Raw genomic sequence first — 22,789 nt, forward strand, 5'->3', positions numbered from 1 at the left:
ATTGAATTATTTTACAGAGATCAAGTCAGCTGTTTCCATTGAGGAAGCCGCTTCTTTTTATGGTATCAACTACAACAATAATAAAATGTGTTGCTGTCTTTTCCATAAGGATAGACACCCTAGTATGAAGCTTAATAAAGATTATTACTACTGCTTCAGCTGTGGAGCACATGGTGATGTAATTAACATTGTCCAACAGCTTTACAACTTAAGTCCTATTGATGCTGCAAAGAAAATCTGCTTAGACTTTAACTTAAATCCCAAGAGCGATAGTTATAGCTATTCATCAATAGTAAAAGAAAAGAAAAAGGAAATTGAACACAAGAAGGAACTCGAAAGAGCATTTGCGAAGAATCGTCGTGATGCTCTTTTTATTTTGCATGAGTATCACGGTCTACTTCTTAAATGGAAAAGAGAACTAGTTCCAGATGATATGAATCTTGATAATGCAAATCCTCTTTTCCTGGAAGCACTCAATAACTTTGACCGTATCGATGCAATGATTGATGAGCTGACCTACGGAACAATGAAAGAACAAATTGACTTTATTAAAACATTTGACAAGGAGGTTTCTAAAATTGAAAAACGAATCACTAAATTTAAGTCCGCAGGATGCTAAAGTGCTTGAAGCACTCTTTAAAAGCAACGGATATACACTAATAACAGATACAGATGAATCCGAAGAATGGACATCAAAGCTTGAACAGGATGCTAAAGGGAAAATCAAGCAGACAAATAATAACTGCACCTTAGTGATGGAAAATGATTCTCTTTTGGCAGGTGCTATTAAGAAAAATGAGTTAAGCGGAGGCATTGATATTGTTAAAGACCTTGGTTGGAACAGAAATGGAAGGTCTCTTACAGACACAGATATAGATAACATTATCATTTATCTGGAAAGGAACTATGATCTTCACGTAGACAGAATGATAGAGCGTGCTATCAGAGTTATTGCAAATCAGAATTCCTATAACCCAATAAAAGATATGTTAAATGGTCTTAAGTGGGATGGAAAACCAAGACTTGAAAATGCTCTTAGTCATTTCCTAGGAGTAGAAAAGACACCTATAAACATAGAGGCTTTAAAGCTATTTATGTTTGGTGCAATAGAAAGAGTCTTTAATCCAGGCTGCAAGTTTGAATACATGCTTTGCCTTGTTGGCGGACAGGGAGCAGGAAAATCTACATTCCTTCGATTTTTAGCAATGTATGATAACTGGTTCTGTGATGATATCAAGCAGCTTAGTGATAAGGAAGTATTTGAAAAGCTTCAGGGACATTGGATTATAGAAATGCCTGAGATGACAGCTATTCTACATGCCAAATACGTTGAAGACACTAAGGCATTCCTAAGCAGGCTATCTGACACATATCGAGCTCCATATGATAAGTATGCACAGGACCATCCAAGAATATGTGTCTTCGCAGGTTCATCTAACACCATTCAATTTTTACCACCTGACAAATCTGGTAACAGACGATTCATTCCAATAGAAGTTCATATGGAAAAAGCTGAAACTCATATCCTGGAGAATGAAAATGAATCCAGATATTATTTCGCTCAGATGTGGGCTGAAGCCATGGAGATATATCGAAGTGGTAACTACAAGCTTGCATTTACAAAAGAACTTCAAAAGGAGCTTGTAAGGCTTCAATCAAAATATACACCTGAAGATCCTATGGAAACTGCAATACTAAATTTCATAGAAGAAAATCAGCCTGAATACGTTTGTGCAAAGATGCTATATGTGGAAGCTTTAGGCAATAGCCCGTATTCATCCACAGCGTCATGGGAATCTAAGGCTATAGGCGAAATAATGAATCAGAAATGTCCTGATTATAGAAATATTGCAAGCCATGTATTCAAAGACTATGGCAAGCAACGAGCCTGGGTTAATACAAAAAAGCCTGATTTTAAACCAATAACTGATGATGAGGAGAAGGAACTACCTTTTAAGTAGACCTTCTCCTTTTTTGTTGCCCTTTTTTCTTAGAGCAACAGATAAACGGATAAACACACAAAACTGAACATTTTGATTTTCATAAACAATGATTCTTCTTTTTGGAAAATCGCTGTTTATGTGTTGCTCGGAGTAGTTAAGCCTTTGTCGGCTTGCTTCTCCTTTTTTATTTGGAGGAGGATACATGAAGCAGAAAGGAAAAAATATTGAGATTATTAAACTAATGTACAAACTTCAAGCTGATGTAGAGAGCTTGAATTCAGAGATTAATCTAGGTATCATTGATGCAAGCGGTGCTAGAGATGAATTAGAACTATTGAACATTAAACAACAGAGGTTACGTGACCAGCTGGTCTTTTCAAATCATGTAACAAACGATGGACAGCCACGTAATATCAAGCATCACACACCAACCGATGGTGATCCAAAAGATTACTACATCACCATTATGGCTGATGGCAAAAGAATTAAGGCTGTTAGTTATGACAAGCTTATTGATAAGCTTTATAACTACTACGCTGATGGTTTGTTGGATTTTTCTGTTGCATCAGTATTTAATGCCGCTCTAAATGAAAAGGCAGTTACTGAAAATCCAAAACCTAGAACTATCGAAAAGAATAGGGGTGATTTCAAGCGATTCATAAGTGATGATTTTGCAAAAAAAGATATCAGGACTATTTCTGAAGTTGATTTGAAGAAATTCATCCAAGAATGGGTCACTGAGACTACTCCAAAGAAAAAGACTTTTCTTAGTTTCAAAGGAATTCTAAATATGATTTTTGAGTATGCTTACATGCACAAGATTATTGTAGAGAATCCTGTTAGCTATGTTAAAAACAGACCTTATATGAAATCCTGTGATACTTCTAAGGCTAAGTCCGAAGAAAAGATTTTTTCTCCAGAAGAAATCCAGATGTTAAAGGATGAGGTTAGAAGACGTATCAATTCAGGATTAAAACGATTTGGCGATTATTACATCAATGGATATGCAATGCTATTTGCTATCGAAACTGTTGTTAGAGTTGGTGAATTGTGTGCACTAAAGTGGGAGGATATCCACGAAAACTATATCCACATTCATTCTCAGCAATTATTTCAAAACGTAGATGGTAAAAAGGAAGTATATTATGCTCCTTACACCAAAAACGAGAAAGGCATATCTGAGGACGGAAGACAGTTTCCACTGACTAATGCTATTGCATCATTACTTGGTGAAATCAAGGAAAAGCAAAAGAAACTAGGGATTGAATCAGAATTTATCTTCTGCAATGAAGATGGAAGATGGATTATTGAAGAAGCCTACACTTCATTCCTTAGAAGGTTATGTCGTTCAAAAGGACTTACCGTAACTAATAACCACGCTTTTCGCATGTCCCTTAATTCAAATGTGTTAATTCCTATGGGAATATCTGTAGCTGATAGAGCTGCTATGTTAGGACATTCAATTGAGACTAACTTGAAGTACTACAGCTATGCACAGAAGGATTATCTAGAAGATGTGAAAGCAAAGCTGGATGCGATGGGTTCTACCACTCAGGGAACACCTGGGGGTCACCCAAAAATCGTTCCTTTCGCAAAAAAAGAAAGCCTAGAAAACTTGAATTATCAAGCATTCTAGACTCTCTAAACGTCGAGCGCGAGACGGGACTCGAACCCGCGACCCCCACCTTGGCAAGGTGGTGCTCCACCAACTGAGCCACTCGCGCATAACCTGTCGTTCCTGACGACAATGGTTATTCTATAGGAAGATTAAGCATAAGTCAAGAAGAAATTTATATTTTTTTTGATATATGTTAATATTTGTTAGGATAATGATAATACCGCTTGTTTTTTGGTCGAATTTAGGTTGCATTATCATAATTAAATATAGAAAAAGGAATTACTAAATGAAGAAAAAAAGCTTAATTATATTAGTAATAATTCTGCTCATCACCATCATTGGTGCAGGAGTTGGATTGATTGTCTTCTATAATATGAAGTCGGATCTTGTTTACTCCGAAGTTTATGTGGAGGCTGGCACATCAGAATGTGATGTAACTGAGTTCCTGAAGCGTAGTGAACCAAGCGCTCACTTTACGGATGATTCCAAATTTGATCCTAGAGTTCCTGGTGATTATGAATTAAAAATCGCATGGAAGATGCCAATCTTTGGAAATGTGACAAACACAACTACTCTTCATGTACAGGATACAGTTGCTCCTGAGGTTACTCTTTCTGAAGATACTGTTGAAATGTATGTAAATGCACAGGCGCCTTCTGCTGCTGATTTGGTGGAAAGTGTTAACGATGTAACTAATTGCACTATTGATTTTGCAGAGAAATATGATTTCACTAAAGATGGTGAATTCGACATTGCTATTGTTGTAACTGATGAAGCAGGCAATCAGACCGTTTGTACTGTTCCTTGTAAAGTTATTGCAGACACTACTCCGCCTGTAATAAACGGAGTTGAGCCCTTACAAATTGCCCAAGGAGATGCTATTTCTTTCAAGAGGAATATAGAGGTTATTGATGATATTGATGACAATCCTACACTTGAGGTTGATAGCAGTGAAGTAAATGCTGATAAACGTGGAGTTTACAATATTACATATATAGCAAGAGATGCTGCTGGAAATGAGACTAAGAAATCAACAACAGTAAAAATAGTTTCAGCGAAGATTTCTGAGGCCACTGAGGAAAATGTTAATGCTTTAGCAGATGCTGTCCTAGAAGACATTATTAAGGACGGGATGGACCAGAAGGCTCAGGCTAAAGCGGTATTCAACTGGGTAGTTAATAATATTACTTATTCAGAGTCCGCAGGAATTGATGATTTATATTCTGCAGCATATAAAGGAATGTATTACCATGTTGGTGATTGCACCGTAAAACAAAAGACCGCTGAGGTATTACTGAATCGTCTTGGAATCAAAAATATGGAAATCGAAAAGATTCGTGATACAAGAGGGCATTACTGGTTGCTAATTGATATCGGTGAGGGCTGGTATCACTATGATCCTAATTTACAGCTGGATGGTACTTTGATATTCTATTGGCATGATGCAGATTTGTGGGCATATTCAAATGCGCACAAAAACACACATAATTATGATCCAAGTAAGTACCCTATTATACAATAAAACTCGGAGGAAAATTGACAATGAAAAAGAAGCTTTTAACACTTGGAATGATTGGAGTAATGGCACTTTCGTTTGTTGCTTGTGGTGGTTCATCTGACACAAAGGTTATTGAAGGAAGCAACAGCACAACAGCTTCTGCAGAAGCTACAGGCTCTGCAGGATATGTGTTTTCTTACAATGGAATTGATATGCCAGTAGACGCTGATGTTGCACCTATTCTAGAAAAGCTTGGAGAGCCTAAGGAAGAATTTACATCACCTAGTTGTGCTGGACAGGGAGATGGTCATCTTTACACATATGATGATTTCCAGATTCAGACATATCCAGATGGTGATACCGATTTAATTCTTTATGTATCACTCAGAACAGACAATGTTGCCACAAAAGAGGGCATCGATTTGGCAAGCTCAAAGGATGATATCCTTGCTGCTTATGGTGAGCCTTCAGAAGAATCAGCTACCTCATTAAAATTCGAAAAAGATGGTGTAAAGCTCGTCTTCATTTTTGATGGTGACAGCCTTATTTCTATCGAATATGACAGTCCTAAAAACTAATAGAATATTCTGAAAAACAAAGGGATTTTTTAAAGCTTTGCAACTTTAGAAAATCCCTTGACTTATACCGTTTTATCCTATAGAATAACCATTGTCGTCAGGAACGACAGGTTGTGCGCGAGTGGCTCAGTTGGTGGAGCACCACCTTGCCAAGGTGGGGGTCGCGGGTTCGAGTCCCGTCTCGCGCTCTTTTTATTTGGCTCAGAAATGTTGAGAAATCAATATTTCTGAGCTTTTTTGTTATCATCTAACCATTTACAAAGTGGGTACAATAAGGGTACATCAACAATTTGAAATCTCACCATTCCTTTTTTTAACAATTTTAGCAATCTTTAAACCAAAATATAGGGTATATTTATGGACACCAACTTGGGTTACCCTGTACATAGTTACAGTTGACACAGGGAACCTATGGAGGTGTTTTTATGAAAGGATATGTTGTTTCAGAAGGTTATATGGGACTAGTTGATGGTGTATATGAGCTTTTTGCTACAGAAGATGAATACTATGAATATGTTGCTTAACTTTATTGTTCTATAAATTATCTTTACATCCAACTCAAACTACATAATAATATATTCATTGATAGTTCATGACAGGAGGGGCATATAATGCAATCAGACAAAGATTTAGAGTGGGAGTTAACATCCTGCGAGCATATAGTGGAAGATGAGTATATTGATTTTAGAAAATGTGCATACAAGCTTCCAGATGGAACTATCTTCGAGCCATTCTATAATTATAGTAGAAGAGATTACGTTGTTATCGTTGCAACAGATGAAGACGGTAAATTCATTTGTGTAAAGCAGTTCCGTCACGGCATTAACAAAGTGACTGTTGAGTTTTGTGCCGGTGGACTTGAGAGGCTTGATGGCAAAGAATATGGAAGCTGTAATGATCCAGCTCAGGTGGAAGATGGTTTGGAAGCGGCAAAGCGAGAACTGCTTGAAGAGACTGGCTATGAGTCAGATGATTGGAAATACATTTTTAGAGTTCCTTCCAATGCTACAATGGCAGACAACTATGCGAATATCTATGTGGCAAAGAATTGTCGTAAGGTTGCAGCGCAGAACCTTGATGATACAGAATTCCTGAACGTACATCTGTATACCAGACAGGAAATTGATAATCTGATTCAGTCAGGGGATTTTCCACAGATGTCCCACATACTTGCACTTTTGCTTTCGGAAAAATAAGGATTAAAAAAGCGGGTACCCTGTGGTATCCGCTTAAATTCTATATTTAATTCTATTATTTGTTGAAGGTATTAGGAGTCATAAAAATTCCCCAGGTGGCAGACTGTGCATACATCTGATCTTCCTTCTGTTGAATACGCTCGCTTATACTCTCAATCAATTCTTTACTAATCCCTTCGGCCTTAAGGTCCTGGAATAAACTTACATCAAACATCACAGATCCCCTCCTTGCAAAAGTTATATATAAAGTAATTGCTTTGCTTTTTCTATAGTCATTATAACACCACAAATAGTTAAAGTGTGAAAGAACTGTGATTTAAATGTGAATTTTAAGACAAAAATAAACAACTGTCCGCACATGGCGAACAGTTGCAAAAATCATATCATTTGTTGTGGAATTAATTCAATGATGAAAGATAATCCTGAATAGCTGCAGTATCGATGTCATAGTACTCATATGTAGCATTCTCGGCAGCTGAATCCTGAACCTTTGTATATACTGAATATCCAACCCAACCTAAAATGGCAATTCCAATAACTGCAACAATTGCGAGGCTTAATACTTCCTCGATTTTTTTCTTTCTAAGTGTTGATCTACGATTCTTTTTATCTAATTTCTTCTGATCTACCTTCTGTTGACTCATTTCTTCTCCTATTTGTCAGGCCCTAGATTTTCCCGTGGAAGACCCAACACAACTATAAAATATAGTAACGCAACAGATATGTATTTTCAAGGATTATCGAGTCTTCTTGAGAATAATCTCTATCAAAACACAATTCATTGTGATAAACTTTTATTAGTGTATTTAGACTAGGATAACTATAGGTAAAAGGAGAGAATTAATGAGCAAAGCTGATGTGATTTTTAAGGCTATGTGCCGTGATATCTTGGAAAATGGTACTGATACAAAGGATGAAATTGTACGACCAATCTGGGAGGATACAGGTGAAAAAGCCTATACTATCAAGCAGTTTGGTGTTGTTAATAAATATGATTTAAGAGAGGAATTCCCAGCTCTTACTCTTAGAAAGACTGCCCTTAAGACCGCCATGGATGAGATTCTTTGGATCTACCAGCGCAAGTCAAACAATATCAAAGATTTAAAGGGCCACATTTGGGATGAATGGGCAGATGAAAATGGTTCTATCGGTACAGCATACGGTTATGTTGTAGGAGAAAAGTTCGAATTTAAGGGCGAAATGATTGATCAGATGGATTATGTCTTAAAGCAGCTTAAGGAGACACCTTATTCACGCCGCATCATGACTAATCTTTATCAGTTCCACGATTTGGCTACAGGCCATCTTGATCCATGCTGCTATTCAGCTACATATAATGTTACTAAGGACAAAAATTCAGATAAGCTTGTTTTAAACATGGTTTTAAATCAGCGTTCACAGGATATTCTTGCAGCTAACAACTGGAACGTGTGTCAGTATGCAATCCTTCTTATGATGGTTGCACAGGTTAATGATATGATTCCAGGTCAGCTTATCCATGTTATTGCAGATGCACACATCTATGACAGACATGTGGATATTATCAAGGAGCTCATCGAGCGCCCAGAGCTTCCAGCACCTACCGTCCGCCTCAATCCAGAAGTGAAGAATTTCTATGACTTCACCACAGATGACCTTATCGTAGAAGGCTACGAGGCTGGAGAACAAATACGTAATATACCTATAGCTGTTTAGGAGGACATATGAATTTAATAGTTGCAGTAGATAGAAACTGGGCAATTGGCAAGGATAATAAGCTTCTTGTGAGCATCCCAGATGATATGAAGTTTTTCCGTGAGACTACTACAGGAAAGGTGGTCGTCATGGGACGAAAGACACTTGAAAGCTTCCCAAATGGCAAGCCTCTTAAGAATCGCGTGAACATCGTGCTAACCCGTGATCCTAATTATCAGGTGAAGGACGCAATCGTTGTTCATTCGAAGGATGAGCTTGATAAGGAGCTTGCAAAATATAACTCCGATGATGTTTTTGTTATCGGTGGAGAGAGTATTTACAGAATGCTTCTTGATGATTGCAATCGAGCATTTGTTACATACATTGATTATGCATACGATGCAGATACATTCTTTCCAAATCTGGATGAAAAGCCAGAGTGGAAGCTTGCAGAGGAATCAGAAGAGCAGACATATTATGATATAGAGTTTTATTTCAGAGCATACACAAAATAGCAACCGCAAACCAGCACCTACAGTGAGGACATAATAATGGCATTGAATATTACAGGAAGAAAGTTGTTTGTTAAGGCGTTGAAGGAAGAGGGAGTAGACACTATTTTTGCCTATCCCGGAGGTATGATTACGGATATCGTGGACGAGCTATATAAGACCGAAGGAATCAGGGTCATTTTGGGTCGTCACGAGCAGGCTCTTGTACACGAGGCCGAAGGCTACGCAAGAGCTACGGGGAAGACTGCCGTCGTACTGGTCACCTCGGGTCCAGGAGCTACAAACACTATCACCGGTATCGCAGATGCTTATTATGACAGTATTCCTATGGTGATTTTTACGGGACAGGTTCCACTTCACCTTATTGGAAATGATGCTTTTCAGGAGGTGGATATCGTCGGTATGACACGTTCCATCACAAAGTTTGGCGTGACAGTTCGTAACAGAGAGGATATGGGACGTTTGTTAAAGATGGGATTCCAGATTGCTTCCACAGGAAAGCCTGGTCCGGTTCTCATTGATATTCCAAAGGATATTCAGGTGACTTCTGGTTCTCCGGATTACCCAGATCATGTTGATATCAGAGGATATCATCCAAATGAAAATGTTCATATCGGTCAGCTTAAGAAAGCTTATAAGCTTTTAAAATCAGCAAAAAGACCTTTGATTATGGCAGGTGGCGGTGTGCGTATTTCAGGAGCAGAGAAAGAGCTTCAAGCCTTTGCTACAAAGATGAATATTCCTGTTACTACTACAGTAATGGGTAAAGGTGTTATGCCTGAGGACAGCCCACTTTACATCGGTAACTGTGGTATGCATGGTAGATTCGCTGCCAATAAGGCGGTCACAGAATGCGATGTGCTGTTTTCTATCGGTACTCGTTTTAACGACAGAATTACAGGCGACCTTGAGAAGTTTGCTCCAAAGGCGCAGATTGTTCATGTGGATATTGCATCTGCTTCAATCTCAAGAAACGTAGTAGTAGACGTTCCAGTTACAGCTGATGCAAAGATGGCGTTGGAGAGACTGGTTGAATATGCTGAGGAGATGGACACTGAGAAGTGGCTTGATATCATCAACAGATGGGAAACTGAGCATCCTCTTTCTATGCCAGTTCCAAAGGTTGGTATTTGTCCACAAACCATTTGCGAAGCAGTCAACATGGTTTTCTCAAATGCAAATATTGTAACGGATGTTGGCCAGCATCAGATGTGGGCCAGCCAGTTTATTAAGCTTAAAAAGGGACAGGAATTTATTACATCAGGTGGTCTTGGTACCATGGGATTTGGTTTCCCAGCAGCAATTGGAGCGGCTGTGGGCAATCCTAAAAAGCCAGTAGTATTGATTACTGGTGACGGTGGTTTCCAGATGAATATGCAGGAAATGGCTACAGCTATGACAGAAAAGATTCCTGTTGTTATATGTATATTTAATAATTCGAATCTTGGAATGGTTCGTCAGATGCAGCAGCTTTTCTATGGTAAGCGCTATGAGATTACCAATCTTGCAGCAGAGGATGGCAGCTATTATCCAGATTTCTTAAAATGGGCCGAGAGCTATGACTGTCTTGGAATCAGAGTTACAAATCCCGCAGACGTCGTTCCGGCACTAAAAAAGGCCAAAGCAAATAAAGAGGGTCCAACAGTTATCGATTTTATAGTTTCACCAGATGACTTAGTTCTTCCAATGGTTAAGAGTGGTACACCACTTTCAGACATGATACTTAAATAGCATTTACTGAGGTAGAGGACATGGAAAAGATGAAAAACAGATGGATAGCTTTATACGTTGAAAATCAGGTTGGTGTACTTGCAAAGGTTTCGGGGCTTTTTTCAGCAAAGTCATACAATCTTCAGACCCTTACAGTTGGCACTACAGAGAGAGAGGATGTTTCCAGAATGACTATCTCTGTAAAGGCTGACGATGTGACTTTTGAGCAGATTAAAAAGCAGTTGAATGCGATGGTGGAGGTTATAAAGGTCATTGATCTTACCACTATTCCAATTCATATGAAGGAGATTCTTTACGCTACAGTTTCTGGGCTTGATGTTACAGGAAAGACAGAGGCATTTCAGATTGCAGAGGTATTTGCCAGAGGCGGAAGCGTTAAGATTTGTGATATAGGAGGGGATTCTGTTCTATTTGAATGCACCCTTACAGAAAACAAAAATAATGAGCTGATTTCTCTACTTAAATCGAGATTTAAAAAAGTGCAAATCGTTCGCGGTGGAGCGGTTGCTGTGGAGGCTATCAGCCGTTCTAACAGGTAGGACAATATGGGGGAACGTTTTAAAAAGAGAATTGTATCTGTGTTGGCATTGGCAGTTGCGGTGTGCCTTTGCTTTAGTAGTTCGGTGCAGGCTTCTCAGTCTGAAGTAGACAGGCTGAAGGAAGAATCTAAGAACGCTACACAAAAGGTAGATGACATTAAAAATAAAAAAAAGCAGGCACAGGATTCAAAGGATCAGCTGCAGGGGCAGGCGGATAGTTTGGCTGGGCAGATTACAAGTCTTAATAATCAGATATCCACCGTAACAGGAGAAATATCTGAGACTGAACAGAATATAGCAGTGGTTGAAGCAGATTTGGAAACTTTGTCTGGTGAAATAGAAGAAATACAAAATTCACTGGATGTTCAAAAAAATGCAATGAAACTTCGTATAAAATATATGTACGAGAACAGGACTACAAATACTCTGGTGAATTTCGTGGAAAGTGGCTCCATGGCAGAGTTTTTGCAGCGTTTGGAGTACATGGCTCAGATTACTGCTTATGATCAGAAAGCTATAAAGAAATTTGAAGCAACACAGCTTGATTTGGAAGAAAAGAAGGCAGAAGTAGAAGAAAAAAATAAACAGCTTAGTGCATATCAGGATACGCTGATTTCAAAGAAAAGTCAGTTGGGTTCATTGGTGGGAAGCACCACCTCGGCGCTTAATACTACAAATGGTCAGATCGCTGATACGCAGGCTGCCATCGAGGAGCTTGAAAGGCAGCAGAAGGAAGCTGAGGAATACGAAAAGAAGATTCAAAAGCAGTATCGTGATGCTCAGTTGGCACTGGCCCAAAAACTGGCTGGTGAACATGGTGCATATTCAGGTGGATATAGCACAGACGATGAAGAGACATTATTACTTGCGGCATTGATTCAGGCAGAGGCAGATAATCAGGGAGCCGATGGAAGATTGGCGGTAGGCTCTGTTGTTATGAACCGTGTTGCAAGCTCAAAATTTCCAAATACAATTGCCGGAGTAATTTATTCTCCGGGCCAGTTTGCACCTGTTGCATCAGGACGTGTTGCTTTGATACTTGCCAACGGTCCAAACAGTGGTTGTCAGTACGCTGCGGCTCAGGCAATTGCGGGAAATACTAATACTGACGCGTTGTTTTTCTTTACTGTAAGCTATGCTCAGAATCTTCACGACAGACAGGTTGCAGAAGGTAAGGAAGGATTCCTGGATAGAACAGAGGGTGTTACTATAAACGCTCACTATTTCTACAATTATAAATAGTCTGTAAATAGGCTATTTCATTGAAAAACTAGAACTAATAAGCTAGAATAAAATCCTAGCTTTGAAATTAAAGAATGTTTTAATTAATAATTAATAAGGAGGTCGCATATGGCAACACCACATAATGAAGCGAATAAAGGGGATTTTGCTAAGACAGTTCTCATGCCTGGAGATCCACTTCGTGCAAAGTTCGTAGCAGACAATTTTTTAGAGGATGTTAAGTGTGTAAACACAGTTCGTAACTGCCTTGGTTTTACAGGTACTTACAAGGGAGTTCCTGTATCTGTAATGGCTAGTGGAATGGGTATGCCTTCTATCGGTATTTATTCATACGAGCTTTTCGCATTTTATGATGTAGAAAATATTATCAGAATTGGTTCAGCAGGAAGCTACACAGATAAGCTTAATGTTCTTGATGTAGTTATTTCTGAGAGCGCATTCTCTGAGAGTACATTTGCTAAGTTTACAAACGGAGTAGAGGAGAAGACACTTTACCCAAGCAAGAAGATTAACGATATTGCTATTGCAAAGGCTAAGGAGCTTGGCATCAACGCAAAGGTTGCAAAGGTTCACTCTTCAGATCAGTTCTACACAGCACCAGAGATGGGCGGCTGGAAGGCTGTTAAAGAGCGTTGCGGTTGTGATTGCGTAGAGATGGAGAGCTTCGCTCTTTTCAATAATGCAAACATGCTTGGTAAGAATGCTACATGTATGCTTACAATTTCTGATTCATTTGTAACATCAGAGGAGATTCCAGCTGAGGAGCGTCAGAAGTCATTCACAGAGATGATGAAGCTTGCTCTTGAGACAGCTATTGCACTCTAATAACAATTAAAATTTCTAACACCTGGTAACATTAGTTACTGGGTGTTATTTTTTTACCTCAAAATAGTAAAGAAATTGTTAATAATCCATATATGAAAATTTTGTGAAATATGTTAGAATGTCTAACGTTATGAGAATAATTGGAAAATTCTTTCATATCTACTAGATATTTTCAATTCACTTGAAGGGGAGATTGATTTCCAGAAAATTAATACTAAATTTAATAAAGTTAGGTTCAATAGATGATACGCATTATTATACTCCTAGTTATATTAATACTGATTCTTCTTGGAATAGGCGGATACTTGGTTACACGCAAAAAGACCTCATATAAAGCAATAGGTGCGTTAGTAATATCAGCTTCATTAATCATTAGCATCTATGGAATATATTTTTACGTTAATAGTGTAAAAGCTTTAGAGAAAATAGCCAATCAGACTACTGAAGTAACTACTTACGGAATCTATGTATTAGGCGATTCCAAGATAAAAAATATCGACGATTTCAGTAATGAAAAAATAGGCGTTGCCAAGGATATTACAAACGAAGAGTTGTCAGAAACTCTGAAGGAGTATTCCTTTGATTTGAGTTCTTATGATAGTCAGTTGGATTTAATTGAAGGGCTTAAAAATAGAGAGTGTTTAGGCGCTGTCTTGAGTACATCTTACGTGAGTATGCTTGAGGAAAATGATGTTATTAAAGAACTAGGTGTGGAGCTTAGCTTACTGGATGAAGTAGACGTTTCAAAAGTAGTAGAGGCGCCAGCGGTAATCACACCTGAGGAACCATTTATTGTATATATCAGTGGTAAGGATACTTGGGGACATATTTCAGTGTCCAGCCGTTCTGATGTAAATATTCTTGCGGCAGTTAATCCTGAAAAGAAACATATCCTTCTTGTTTCCACCCCAAGAGATTATTATGTTCCACTTTCAATAGCTGATGGTGCCATGGATAAGCTTACTCACACAGGTATCTATGGAATAGATGTATCTAAAGACACAATGGAAATGCTTTATGGCTTGGATATAGACCATTATTTTAAAGTGAACTTTAGCGGCTTTGAAGGCTTGATTGATGCCATGGGTGGTATTACTGTCTGGTCCGATTACGATTTTGATGTAGAAAATATAGGACATTTTAGTAAGGGCGATAATCAGCTGACTGGACTTGAAGCCTTGGCTTTTGCCAGAGAAAGACATTCCTTCCCAAGGGGAGATATAGTCCGAGGCGAAAACCAAATGAATGTAATACAATCTGTTGTTCAGAAAATGACTTCTAAAAGTACATTGATGAATTATGCAGAGATTTTGAATAAATGCGATGGCACTTTCGCCACCGATATATCAACGGCTGAGATAGCGAATTTGGTTTCATATCAATTGTCAAATCCAGGAGAGTGGGAGATTGAGAAACTAAGTGTTGGGGGTACAGGCTCACACCAACATGTTTACTCACTTGGTAAGAAATCTTATGTAATGAAACCAAATGAAGAAGATATAAATAACGCTAGAGAGAGAATTAGAGAAGTATTAGAGGAAGAGTAACGGGAGAAATATTTGTGAAAGCTTTAATCGTTTCGTCTGTTTATGGCTTTTTATCCAAATTTGAGAGACAAAATGTTGAGCTGTTGGAAGGGATGAACATCGAGGTTCTTTATGCCTCAAATTCTAAGAATGTTGTTTACGAAGATAATGAGGATGTACTAAAGGAATTAGGGGTTAGATATCATGACATTCCAATTACGCAGTCACTAACAGATGCTAGGGCTAATATTAAGGCTACCATAGCCTTAAGAAAGCTTATTAAGAGAGAAAAAATCAATATTATTCATTGTCATACGCCAACAGGCGGTATGGTTGCAAGACTTGCATGTCTGGGAATCAAAGACGTGTATGTAATTTATACTGCTCATGGTTTTCACTTTTATAAGGGTGCATCAAAGCTGCGCAATCGTATTTATTATTTGGCAGAGTATTTTATGAGCAGAAATACAAATGCACTTGTGACGATTAATCATGAAGATGAGACAGCTGCTAAAACTATGCGTGCAGATTGTGTTTATCGCATTCCTGGTGAGGGGGTTGACTCAAAATATTATTGTCTTACCGATGAAGAAGACAAGATAAAAGAACGAATAAAGCTAGACATTAAAAAAGATGATTTCTTTGTAATTAGTGTTGGCGAAGTAAGAAAAAATAAAAACCAGAAAAAGATTATTGAGACTATACGATATTTTGAAAACAATAATCCTAATGGAATGAACATAGTATATGGAATTATTGGAAGTGGTAGTCAGGAACGGGCATTAAAGAAATATGTCAAAAAGTATCATCTGGAACACAGTGTTAGATTCTATGGTTACGAGGTTGATATAAGAAAGTTCCTTCGAGCTGCTGATGTCATGGTATTTCCATCTATCAGAGAGGGACTGGGAATGGCTCCTCTTGAAGCTATGTTTACAGGTCTTCCAGTAATTGCTTCAAGCAATAGAGGTTCAAAAGAATATATTAAAGACAAGAAAAATGGCTTGTTAGTATACGAAGATACGGTAGATGCATATGCTAAAGCGATTCAGCAGATGTATTTATATAAGCTAGAGCATAAAAAATACAACAGAGAGAATATTAGAGAATCAGTTACATCCTTTGAAAAATCAGAATCAGAAAAAGTTATGAGAAAGGTTTACGAAGATGCCTGCAGTAAGTGTAATGTTTCCGGTTTTTAATTGTGAAAAAGCATATTTGAAAAAAGCGGTTGAGTCTATTCTGCGTCAAACTTTCACAGATTTTGAGCTCATTATTTTTGACGATGGATCAGTTACTGACGTAAAGAAAGTTATTAGCGCTTATGCAAAAAAGGATTCAAGAATAGTATTTCTCAGAGAAGAAGAACATCATGGCCTGGCATATGGTCTTAACAGAATGGTGAAAGAGGCTAAAGGACAATATTTAGCTAGGATGGATGCAGATGATATCAGTGCTCCTGACAGATTAGAAAAAGAATTTAAATTTTTGGAGGCTCACCCTGAGTATGGATTTGTTGGGGGAAACCTGCTCCTGATGGATGATGATGACAGGGTGTATGGAAATCGAAAGTATCCTGAGAAGCCAGAGGAAAAAGACTTTCTGAAGTTCCAGCCATATGCTCATCCAACAATGATGTTCAGAAAGAGCATCTTAGAGATGGATAATCCATATGGAAGTGCAGAAAAGCCTCGCCGAGGTGAGGACTACGAGCTGCTTATGAATCTTACTGCTGCCGGAATACGAGGATACAATCTACAGGAGAATTTGCTTTACTACAGGGAGACAATAGCTAGCTATAAACGTAGAAGACTAACAGATCAGATGGCTGAAGTTACCATCAGATGGAATGGATTTAAGAAAATGGGATTGAATCCATGGCATGAAATTGGATATGTAATAAAGCCTATTGCGGTATGGATGGTTCCTGACAAAATTGCTTTTAATATCAGGAATAGTTCCAAGGGCTAAGGGAGTTTAGACTTTTGAAAGAGGATAAAGAAAAGCAGGTTGTTTTTCAAACTGGAAAGAATGTCTTTGCACCAGTATTAAATAGTTACGTTTTATATGTACTAACTGATGCAATGAGTAAGGGAATCAAAACCTTATATTTTTTGGCGAGAGATGCATACTTTGATTACCTGATAGCAGAAAAATATGTTAAAGAGTTTGATCTGGATATTCAATGTAAATATCTATATGTTTCAAGGTTATCACTTAGAATTCCTCTCTATCATTTAGATATTAATCAGGCATTATCATATATTACCTTAAGCGGTGTAGATGTTACGCCGACTAAGGTGATTAATCGTACTGGGCTTTCTTCACAGGATAAGCTCATAGAAAAAATAGCAGATTATCTTGGTGTAGAAAAAGATGAACAAATACCAAGACACAGGCTGGGGGAATTAAAAGATTTTTTAGCGGAAGATGATGAGTTCATAAATCTTCTTGTTGAGAATTCTAAAAAGGAGTTTTCCAAGGCCCTTAATTATCTTAAGGGAGAGGGACTAGGAACAAAAGAAAAAATAGCAGTTGTAGATAGTGGCTGGGTTGGTTCAATTCAGCAAAGCTTGAATGTTTTCCACAATTATCTTGGTGGAAAAGAGCCTTTAGAAGGATATTACTATGGCTTATACGAAATACCTTCTGGGGCTGAAGAGCAATATTATCATTCATTTTTGTTTGGACCAAGATCCAGATTAAAAAAGAAGGTAGCTTTTAATAATTGTCTGTTTGAGTGTGTTTTTTCTGCACCACACGGAATGACTACAGGATATAAGGGGGAAGAGGATAATTATGCTCCAATTTTATCCACTGTATCTAAAAGGCAAATTGACTATTTGAAGCAAATTGAAAAGCTTTTAAGGGATTATCAGTCTGAGGTTGTTAATAAGCACAACAGCTTTCAGGAGATATGTGGATTATTTAATAATCCTTCGGCTCAGAAAAATATAGAAAAAGAATTATTTAGATTCATGGCAAAACCTTCCTATGAGGAGGCTGAGGTGTTTGGGAAACTACATTTTTCAGATGATGTGATTGACTACAACAATGCGGTTTTGGCATCAAAGCTTTCTGAAAGAGATTTGATAGATAATCATTTTTTAGTGAGAGTTTTTCTTGAGTTGAGAGAGATGATTTTTGGACAAAGGTATGTTGTTAATATATCGGGGTGGTACGAGGGCTCAGTTATGCTTTACTCGAAACCATTCAGAAAGCACCATCATTTAACTGCATATAACCATTACAAATATTATATGCAATATAGTAAGCAAAGACGCTGGATAAAAGAGCGTGAAAGAAATGAGAGGACATAATGATATTAGGAAATAGGAAGAGAAGAAAAATAGCTGAAAATAAATCTTCTAGAGGCAATAAGTATTTTAAGGATTCGTTTGAAGTTGAAGATTTGAGTGAACTAAAGGAATCTGAAGAAGAAACAGTCATCTCTGTGCAAAATGTGACAATGAAATTTAGGGTTGCCACACAAAATGTATCTGGCATAAAGGAGTATTTTATACAACTTCTAAAAAGGAATATTACCTATAGAGAATTCAAAGCATTAGATGATGTAAGTTTTGACGTCTATAAGGGCGAGGTAGTTGGAATTATTGGAACAAATGGTTCGGGTAAATCTACAATTCTCAAGATTGTTTCCGGTGTGTTGCGTCCTACCGAAGGAACCGTAAAAGTTGATAGAAAAAAAGTTCAGCTTCTTACATTAGGTACAGGTTTTGATATGGAGCTTACAGGACGTGAGAATGTTTATTTGAACGGGGCTATAATCGGATATTCGCGTGAGTTTTTAGATGCACATTATGATGAAATAGTAGCCTTTGCTGAGCTTGAAGACTTTATGGATGAAAAAGTTAAAAATTATTCAAGTGGTATGGTGAGCCGTTTGGGATTTGCTATAGCAACAGCAGGTGATGCGGCTGAAATTTTAATTCTTGATGAAGTACTTTCTGTAGGTGATGAATTCTTCAGAAAGAAGTCACTTGCTCGTGTAAAGGAAATGATTCATGGCGGCAGCACAGTTCTTTTGGTAAGTCATAGTATGCCTACTATCAAGGAGAACTGCTCAAAGGTTGTATGGATAGAAAAAGGTAAGTTAAGAATGATAGGAAAGCCAGAGTTGGTTTGCAAGGCATATCAGCAGATGCGCGAAACACCTCAAACGACTTCAACTAAGGCTAGTGAGGTGTCCTAGTATGGAATATGGATTGAAGCAATATATCTTTGTAATACGAGAACTTACATCTAGAGAAATAAAGAGAAAATATTCCAGATCAGTATTAGGCATTCTTTGGAGCGTATTACAACCTTTGTTGTTTATGTTTGTTATGACAGCAGTTTTTAGTGGCTTTACTTTAAATGATATATCATACCCAGTTTATTATCTTACAGGATATACAACATGGTCTATGTTTAGTATTGCTACTACTACTGCCATGACAGCATTTGAAGATAATAAATTATTATTTCAAAAGACAAAGCTTCCTAGAGAGGTCTTTGTTCTTTCGCGTGATTATACGTCATTGGTAAATCTTGGATTTTCCTCAATAGCATTACTACTCGTGCTTATATTTTTCAAAGTTCAAATTAAATGGACGGTTGTTGTATTTTTTATAGATGTGATTTTTGAGTTGATTTTTACTATAGGTATTTCATTCCTACTAGCTACGATATATGTATTTTACAAGGATATAAAATTTATTTGGCAAAATATTATTGTTATGTTAGTTCATATGATTGCCATTTTTTATCCAATAGAGAGATATCCTGATTCTGTGAGAGAATTCACAGCACATAATCCTTTATTTATCTATCCGGATATAGCACGTAAAAGCATTATAAATGGAACATGTGAAGTGGACCAATTGATGGCGATGTTTATGTGGGCAATTGGGGCGTTATTAATTGGTTTAATCATATTTAAGCTGGCAGAGAATAGCATTATTAAAAAAATATAGTGGGTGAAGTATGGAAAGAGTAAAACAATATTTTTTTGTTCTGCAGCAAATTGGATACAAAGAACAACGAAAAAAAAGTTCAGAGACTAATTTGGGAGTTGTTTGGAATGTGTTAAATCCACTGTTGTATATGGTGATTTTATCTACCTATTACAACAATATCATTATTCATGATATAGATAGATTCCCAGTTTTCGTTTTCACCGGAATCACAATTTACAATTTTTATAATTCTGCAACCAAGAGTGCGATGAAATCGCTAGTTAATAATAAAAATCTGTTGATAAAAACTAAATTACCTATTGAGGTGTTTGTAGTAAATAGCATTTACTCAGGCTTTAGGGAGTTTTTATTCTCCTCTATAGCGCTAATCCCAATATGTATATATTATCAAGTACACATAACCTGGAGAGTTATTTTTGTTATCCCTATATTAATTATTACCGCCAGTATTATAACTAGCATAGGAAGAATTCTAGCAATTTGTTATACGTTTTTTGGTGACATTGAGTACTTGTATTCTGTATTAATGTCCATGTTGGTATTTGTATCAGGTACATTTTTGCCGATGGCTAATTATCCGGAGAATATCAGATATATTTTGACGTATAATCCGATTTTCCTATCAATCTTTTTGTATAGAAATAATCTTATGTATGGACTACCTTCACATTGGTCTGTATGGGGCAAGTTTTTAGGTTGGTTTGTGGTGCTTCTGGTTTTATCTCGTCTTTTATTTGATAAAAAGAAGGACAGTTGTGTAAGCATGCTATGATTTCTAAAAAAATATTATTAGTAAGTTTTGAAATGACATACTCTGGTTCACCTGTTGCCACCCTAAAAATGGCACGGGTTTTGAGAAAAATGGGATACCAGGTTGATATTTGGACATTAAATGAGGGGCCATTTGCACTTGAGTTTAGCCGGGATGGCTTTGAGGTTAAAAATATCAATTTCCCAGCAGATGCAGGTCAGGAATTAGAAGATCTGCTAAGTGAGTATAAGCTATGTATCTGTCATACAATTTTTTGCTCAGAGATAGCCTGCTACATCCAACGAATTGTTAACACCGTTTTGTATATTCATGAGGCAGGCAATATTAGTGACCTGATTGATGATTGTGATATTAATCTGGATGACTTTTTAAATATTAAAAGATATTGGTGTGTCAGCGAATACGCAAAAGAGAAGATATTAGAAAAATATAGTCTCAATAAACTGGATATTCTACCTAACTATGTAGATAGATATTTAGTGGATAGAAAACCACGCTCAGATACAAAGCTTAGATTATGTATCGCAGGAACAGTGGAATATCGCAAAGGTTTAGATGTTGTGGTAAAGGCCTTGGACTTATTGCCTGAGGAAAAACAGGAGTGTGTTGAGCTGCACGTAATTGGAAGAATTCCAGTGTGGGCAGAAAGCTATGCATCAGATAATTTGAATCACAAATGTATTCAATATCATGGTGAGATTCAGGATGTCAGTACACTGTTTGATTTATATGCATCAATGGACCTGTTCATTGTAGCTTCAAGAGATGAATCCTGTTCATTGGTGGCATTGGAGGCTGCCATGTTAAAAAAGCCATTATTAGTGACTGAAAACACAGGAGCTAAATATGTCGTTGATAATCCAAAAATGATTCTTAAAACAGAAGATGAACGTGAACTTGCAGATGGAATAATGAATTTCATGGAGAATCGGTCATTAATAAGCTATGAGGGGAATAAAAATTATAAAAGATATAAAAGAAAAGCATCCTTAAGGAATTATAAAAAACAGCTTAAACATAATATTTATAAAATAAAATTTTCATTATAGGGAGGATTTTGAAAAATGAATGAAAATGTAGAAATATCTATCGTTGTGCCAGTGTGTAATGTGGCTGCATATTTGGGAGAATGCCTGGATAGTATTTTAAATCAAACATTCAAGAACTTTGAGGCTATTTGCGTAAATGATGGTTCCACTGATAATTCACTTGATATTTTACGTGAATACGAGAAGAAGGATAAGCGAATTAAGGTTATAACCAAGGCAAATTCTGGATATGGAAATACCATGAATGTTGGTATGGATGCTGCACAGGGTAGATACATTTGTATCATCGAGTCAGATGATTATGTTGATAAGCATATGCTTGAGAGATTATTTGATTCTATTGAAAAGTACGATGCAGACGTAGTTAAATCTGACCATTATATCTTCTCTACAAAGAATGGAAAGAATAGAAGCACATTCCAGCCAGTATGTCCTGAGGAGTACTACAACAGAGTATTGAACGTTACAGTATGTCCTGAGATTTTCACATTCACAATGATGAACTGGACTGGCATATATAAGACAGAATATTTACGTGAGAATAACATTAGACATAACGAAACACCTGGAGCTAGTTTTCAGGATAATGGATTTTGGTTTCAGGCAATATCTTTGGCTAGTAAAATTGTGTTCATTAATGAGGCATTCTACTACTACAGACAGGATAACCCAAATTCTTCTATCAACAATAAGAAGAAGGTTTTCTGCATTTGCGATGAGTACAAATTCATGCGTGAAATATTAGATAGTCACAAGGAGTTTGGCGAGGAAGTACATAAGCGTTTCTTTGAGAAGAAGCTCTTTAATTATCTGAACTCATACAACAGAGTGGCTATCGACTACAAGCTTGAGTTTTTAGAGCATATAAGTAAGGAATTTGAAGAAGATTTAAAGGACCCATTATTGAGAATTGAGTCTCTTGATCCATGGATTTTCATGCAGGTGAATCGTATTATTGACTCTCCAAAGTTATTTATGATTGAGGATTGTTCGGTTAGATATAGAGATAAATACAATGAGTGCCATGAAAAGCTTATGAAGATTAGAAATTCAGAAGAGTTTAAGAGAGGCATTAAAGTAAAAGAATTACTACATGTTAATTAATCG

At 37.2% G+C, this 22,789-nt stretch carries 23 protein-coding genes and 2 tRNA genes; 22 read left to right on the plus strand and 3 right to left on the minus strand.

The annotated features are described in order from the left end of the window. Window position 1: 1 nt before the first annotated feature. The 3 genes from BMZ41_RS08010 (at window position 2) to BMZ41_RS08020 (ending at window position 3,579) form a co-directional block, all read left to right on the plus strand. Window positions 2-619, plus strand: a complete 618-nt coding sequence (locus tag BMZ41_RS08010; protein ID WP_090528473.1) for a CHC2 zinc finger domain-containing protein — start codon at window positions 2-4, stop codon at window positions 617-619. Continuing rightward, complete coding sequence (locus BMZ41_RS08015) at window positions 579-1,961, plus strand: virulence-associated E family protein (protein WP_242942028.1); 1,383 nt, start codon at window positions 579-581, stop codon at window positions 1,959-1,961. Before BMZ41_RS08010 ends, BMZ41_RS08015 begins: the two co-directional genes overlap by 41 nt. 184 nt (window positions 1,962-2,145) lie before the next feature. Beyond that, the gene (locus BMZ41_RS08020) at window positions 2,146-3,579 is read left to right on the plus strand and encodes a tyrosine-type recombinase/integrase (RefSeq protein ID WP_090528476.1); all 1,434 of its coding nucleotides are present in this window, start codon (window positions 2,146-2,148) and stop codon (window positions 3,577-3,579) included. A 15-nt stretch (window positions 3,580-3,594) separates the two neighbouring features. On the opposite strand, the gene BMZ41_RS08025 is transcribed toward BMZ41_RS08020, so the two are convergent. Then, window positions 3,595-3,667 (minus strand) — tRNA-Gly (locus tag BMZ41_RS08025). 180 nt (window positions 3,668-3,847) lie between these two features. On the opposite strand from BMZ41_RS08025, the gene BMZ41_RS08030 reads away from it, so the two are divergent. From BMZ41_RS08030 to BMZ41_RS08045, 4 genes are all read left to right on the plus strand, one after another. Further along, window positions 3,848-5,083, plus strand: a complete 1,236-nt coding sequence (locus BMZ41_RS08030) for a transglutaminase domain-containing protein (protein WP_090528479.1) — start codon at window positions 3,848-3,850, stop codon at window positions 5,081-5,083. A 20-nt stretch (window positions 5,084-5,103) separates the two neighbouring features. Beyond that, the gene (locus BMZ41_RS08035) at window positions 5,104-5,637 is read left to right on the plus strand and encodes a hypothetical protein (RefSeq protein ID WP_090170142.1); all 534 of its coding nucleotides are present in this window, start codon (window positions 5,104-5,106) and stop codon (window positions 5,635-5,637) included. Between the two features lie 115 nt (window positions 5,638-5,752). Next, window positions 5,753-5,825, plus strand: a tRNA-Gly gene (locus BMZ41_RS08040). 423 nt (window positions 5,826-6,248) lie between these two features. Continuing rightward, window positions 6,249-6,833 (plus strand): NUDIX hydrolase, encoded by a 585-nt coding sequence (locus BMZ41_RS08045; protein WP_090528483.1) that lies wholly within the window; start codon window positions 6,249-6,251, stop codon window positions 6,831-6,833. Between the two features lie 55 nt (window positions 6,834-6,888). On the opposite strand, the gene BMZ41_RS15610 is transcribed toward BMZ41_RS08045, so the two are convergent. Then, entirely contained in the window at window positions 6,889-7,050 is a 162-nt protein-coding gene (locus tag BMZ41_RS15610) for a hypothetical protein (protein ID WP_207646139.1), read from the minus strand. 181 nt (window positions 7,051-7,231) lie between these two features. After that, window positions 7,232-7,477, minus strand: coding sequence for a hypothetical protein (locus BMZ41_RS08050; RefSeq protein ID WP_090528486.1), 246 nt, complete (start codon window positions 7,475-7,477; stop codon window positions 7,232-7,234). Window positions 7,478-7,676: 199 nt separating this feature from the next. Here BMZ41_RS08050 and thyA point away from each other — a divergent pair, with 199 nt between their 5' ends. The 15 genes from thyA to BMZ41_RS08125 all read left to right on the plus strand — a co-directional run bounded on the left by thyA (window position 7,677) and on the right by BMZ41_RS08125 (window position 22,786). After that, window positions 7,677-8,528 (plus strand): thymidylate synthase, encoded by an 852-nt coding sequence (gene thyA, locus BMZ41_RS08055; RefSeq protein WP_090169471.1) that lies wholly within the window; start codon window positions 7,677-7,679, stop codon window positions 8,526-8,528. 8 nt (window positions 8,529-8,536) lie between these two features. Then, window positions 8,537-9,022 carry a dihydrofolate reductase gene (locus BMZ41_RS08060; RefSeq protein WP_090169473.1) on the plus strand — a complete coding sequence of 162 codons (486 nt, stop codon included), beginning with the start codon at window positions 8,537-8,539 and terminating at the stop codon, window positions 9,020-9,022. Between the two features lie 36 nt (window positions 9,023-9,058). After that, window positions 9,059-10,750, plus strand: coding sequence for a biosynthetic-type acetolactate synthase large subunit (gene ilvB, locus BMZ41_RS08065; RefSeq protein ID WP_242870685.1), 1,692 nt, complete (start codon window positions 9,059-9,061; stop codon window positions 10,748-10,750). A 29-nt stretch (window positions 10,751-10,779) separates the two neighbouring features. Continuing rightward, window positions 10,780-11,289: an acetolactate synthase small subunit gene (ilvN, locus tag BMZ41_RS08070; RefSeq protein WP_090169593.1), complete on the plus strand. Its 510-nt coding sequence runs from the start codon at window positions 10,780-10,782 to the stop codon at window positions 11,287-11,289. Between the two features lie 6 nt (window positions 11,290-11,295). After that, the gene (locus tag BMZ41_RS08075) at window positions 11,296-12,531 is read left to right on the plus strand and encodes a cell wall hydrolase (RefSeq protein ID WP_090528488.1); all 1,236 of its coding nucleotides are present in this window, start codon (window positions 11,296-11,298) and stop codon (window positions 12,529-12,531) included. A 108-nt stretch (window positions 12,532-12,639) separates the two neighbouring features. Further along, entirely contained in the window at window positions 12,640-13,356 is a 717-nt protein-coding gene (deoD, locus tag BMZ41_RS08080) for a purine-nucleoside phosphorylase (RefSeq protein WP_090169477.1), read from the plus strand. Window positions 13,357-13,661: 305 nt separating this feature from the next. Beyond that, window positions 13,662-14,903, plus strand: coding sequence for an LCP family protein (locus tag BMZ41_RS08085; protein WP_177184184.1), 1,242 nt, complete (start codon window positions 13,662-13,664; stop codon window positions 14,901-14,903). Window positions 14,904-14,917: 14 nt separating this feature from the next. Next, window positions 14,918-16,084, plus strand: a complete 1,167-nt coding sequence (locus BMZ41_RS08090) for a glycosyltransferase family 4 protein (protein WP_090528493.1) — start codon at window positions 14,918-14,920, stop codon at window positions 16,082-16,084. A 16-nt stretch (window positions 16,085-16,100) separates the two neighbouring features. Then, window positions 16,101-16,853: a glycosyltransferase gene (locus tag BMZ41_RS08095; RefSeq protein ID WP_242942029.1), complete on the plus strand. Its 753-nt coding sequence runs from the start codon at window positions 16,101-16,103 to the stop codon at window positions 16,851-16,853. 14 nt (window positions 16,854-16,867) lie between these two features. Further along, on the plus strand, window positions 16,868-18,202 hold the full coding sequence (locus tag BMZ41_RS08100; protein WP_090528499.1) for a hypothetical protein: 1,335 nt from the start codon (window positions 16,868-16,870) through the stop codon (window positions 18,200-18,202). A 149-nt stretch (window positions 18,203-18,351) separates the two neighbouring features. Beyond that, window positions 18,352-19,095: an ABC transporter ATP-binding protein gene (locus tag BMZ41_RS08105; RefSeq protein WP_090528814.1), complete on the plus strand. Its 744-nt coding sequence runs from the start codon at window positions 18,352-18,354 to the stop codon at window positions 19,093-19,095. A 1-nt stretch (window position 19,096) separates the two neighbouring features. After that, complete coding sequence (locus BMZ41_RS08110) at window positions 19,097-19,858, plus strand: ABC transporter permease (protein ID WP_090528501.1); 762 nt, start codon at window positions 19,097-19,099, stop codon at window positions 19,856-19,858. Between the two features lie 10 nt (window positions 19,859-19,868). Beyond that, on the plus strand, window positions 19,869-20,633 hold the full coding sequence (locus tag BMZ41_RS08115; protein WP_090169488.1) for an ABC transporter permease: 765 nt from the start codon (window positions 19,869-19,871) through the stop codon (window positions 20,631-20,633). After that, a complete protein-coding gene (locus tag BMZ41_RS08120; protein WP_090528504.1) occupies window positions 20,630-21,682 on the plus strand; it encodes a glycosyltransferase family 4 protein in 1,053 nt (350 codons plus the stop codon). The genes BMZ41_RS08115 and BMZ41_RS08120 overlap by 4 nt, the downstream gene beginning before the upstream one ends. Before the next feature lie 15 nt (window positions 21,683-21,697). Continuing rightward, entirely contained in the window at window positions 21,698-22,786 is a 1,089-nt protein-coding gene (locus BMZ41_RS08125) for a glycosyltransferase family 2 protein (protein ID WP_090169492.1), read from the plus strand. Window positions 22,787-22,789 lie beyond the last annotated feature (3 nt).

It is taken from the genome of Pseudobutyrivibrio sp. UC1225, assembly GCF_900115215.1.
Taxonomy (GTDB): domain Bacteria; phylum Bacillota; class Clostridia; order Lachnospirales; family Lachnospiraceae; genus Pseudobutyrivibrio.

Coding starts and splice junctions, on each gene's coding strand:
- BMZ41_RS08020 (WP_090528476.1), top strand. CDS start 2,146: ATGAAGCAGAAAGGAAAAAATATTGAGATTATTAAACTAATGTACAAA.
- BMZ41_RS08030 (WP_090528479.1), top strand. CDS start 3,848: ATGAAGAAAAAAAGCTTAATTATATTAGTAATAATTCTGCTCATCACC.
- BMZ41_RS08035 (WP_090170142.1), top strand. CDS start 5,104: ATGAAAAAGAAGCTTTTAACACTTGGAATGATTGGAGTAATGGCACTT.
- BMZ41_RS08045 (WP_090528483.1), top strand. CDS start 6,249: ATGCAATCAGACAAAGATTTAGAGTGGGAGTTAACATCCTGCGAGCAT.
- BMZ41_RS08050 (WP_090528486.1), bottom strand. CDS start 7,477: ATGAGTCAACAGAAGGTAGATCAGAAGAAATTAGATAAAAAGAATCGT.
- thyA (WP_090169471.1), top strand. CDS start 7,677: ATGAGCAAAGCTGATGTGATTTTTAAGGCTATGTGCCGTGATATCTTG.
- BMZ41_RS08060 (WP_090169473.1), top strand. CDS start 8,537: ATGAATTTAATAGTTGCAGTAGATAGAAACTGGGCAATTGGCAAGGAT.
- ilvB (WP_242870685.1), top strand. CDS start 9,059: ATGGCATTGAATATTACAGGAAGAAAGTTGTTTGTTAAGGCGTTGAAG.
- ilvN (WP_090169593.1), top strand. CDS start 10,780: ATGAAAAACAGATGGATAGCTTTATACGTTGAAAATCAGGTTGGTGTA.
- BMZ41_RS08075 (WP_090528488.1), top strand. CDS start 11,296: ATGGGGGAACGTTTTAAAAAGAGAATTGTATCTGTGTTGGCATTGGCA.
- deoD (WP_090169477.1), top strand. CDS start 12,640: ATGGCAACACCACATAATGAAGCGAATAAAGGGGATTTTGCTAAGACA.
- BMZ41_RS08105 (WP_090528814.1), top strand. CDS start 18,352: ATGAAATTTAGGGTTGCCACACAAAATGTATCTGGCATAAAGGAGTAT.
- BMZ41_RS08110 (WP_090528501.1), top strand. CDS start 19,097: ATGGAATATGGATTGAAGCAATATATCTTTGTAATACGAGAACTTACA.
- BMZ41_RS08115 (WP_090169488.1), top strand. CDS start 19,869: ATGGAAAGAGTAAAACAATATTTTTTTGTTCTGCAGCAAATTGGATAC.
- BMZ41_RS08120 (WP_090528504.1), top strand. CDS start 20,630: ATGATTTCTAAAAAAATATTATTAGTAAGTTTTGAAATGACATACTCT.
- BMZ41_RS08125 (WP_090169492.1), top strand. CDS start 21,698: ATGAATGAAAATGTAGAAATATCTATCGTTGTGCCAGTGTGTAATGTG.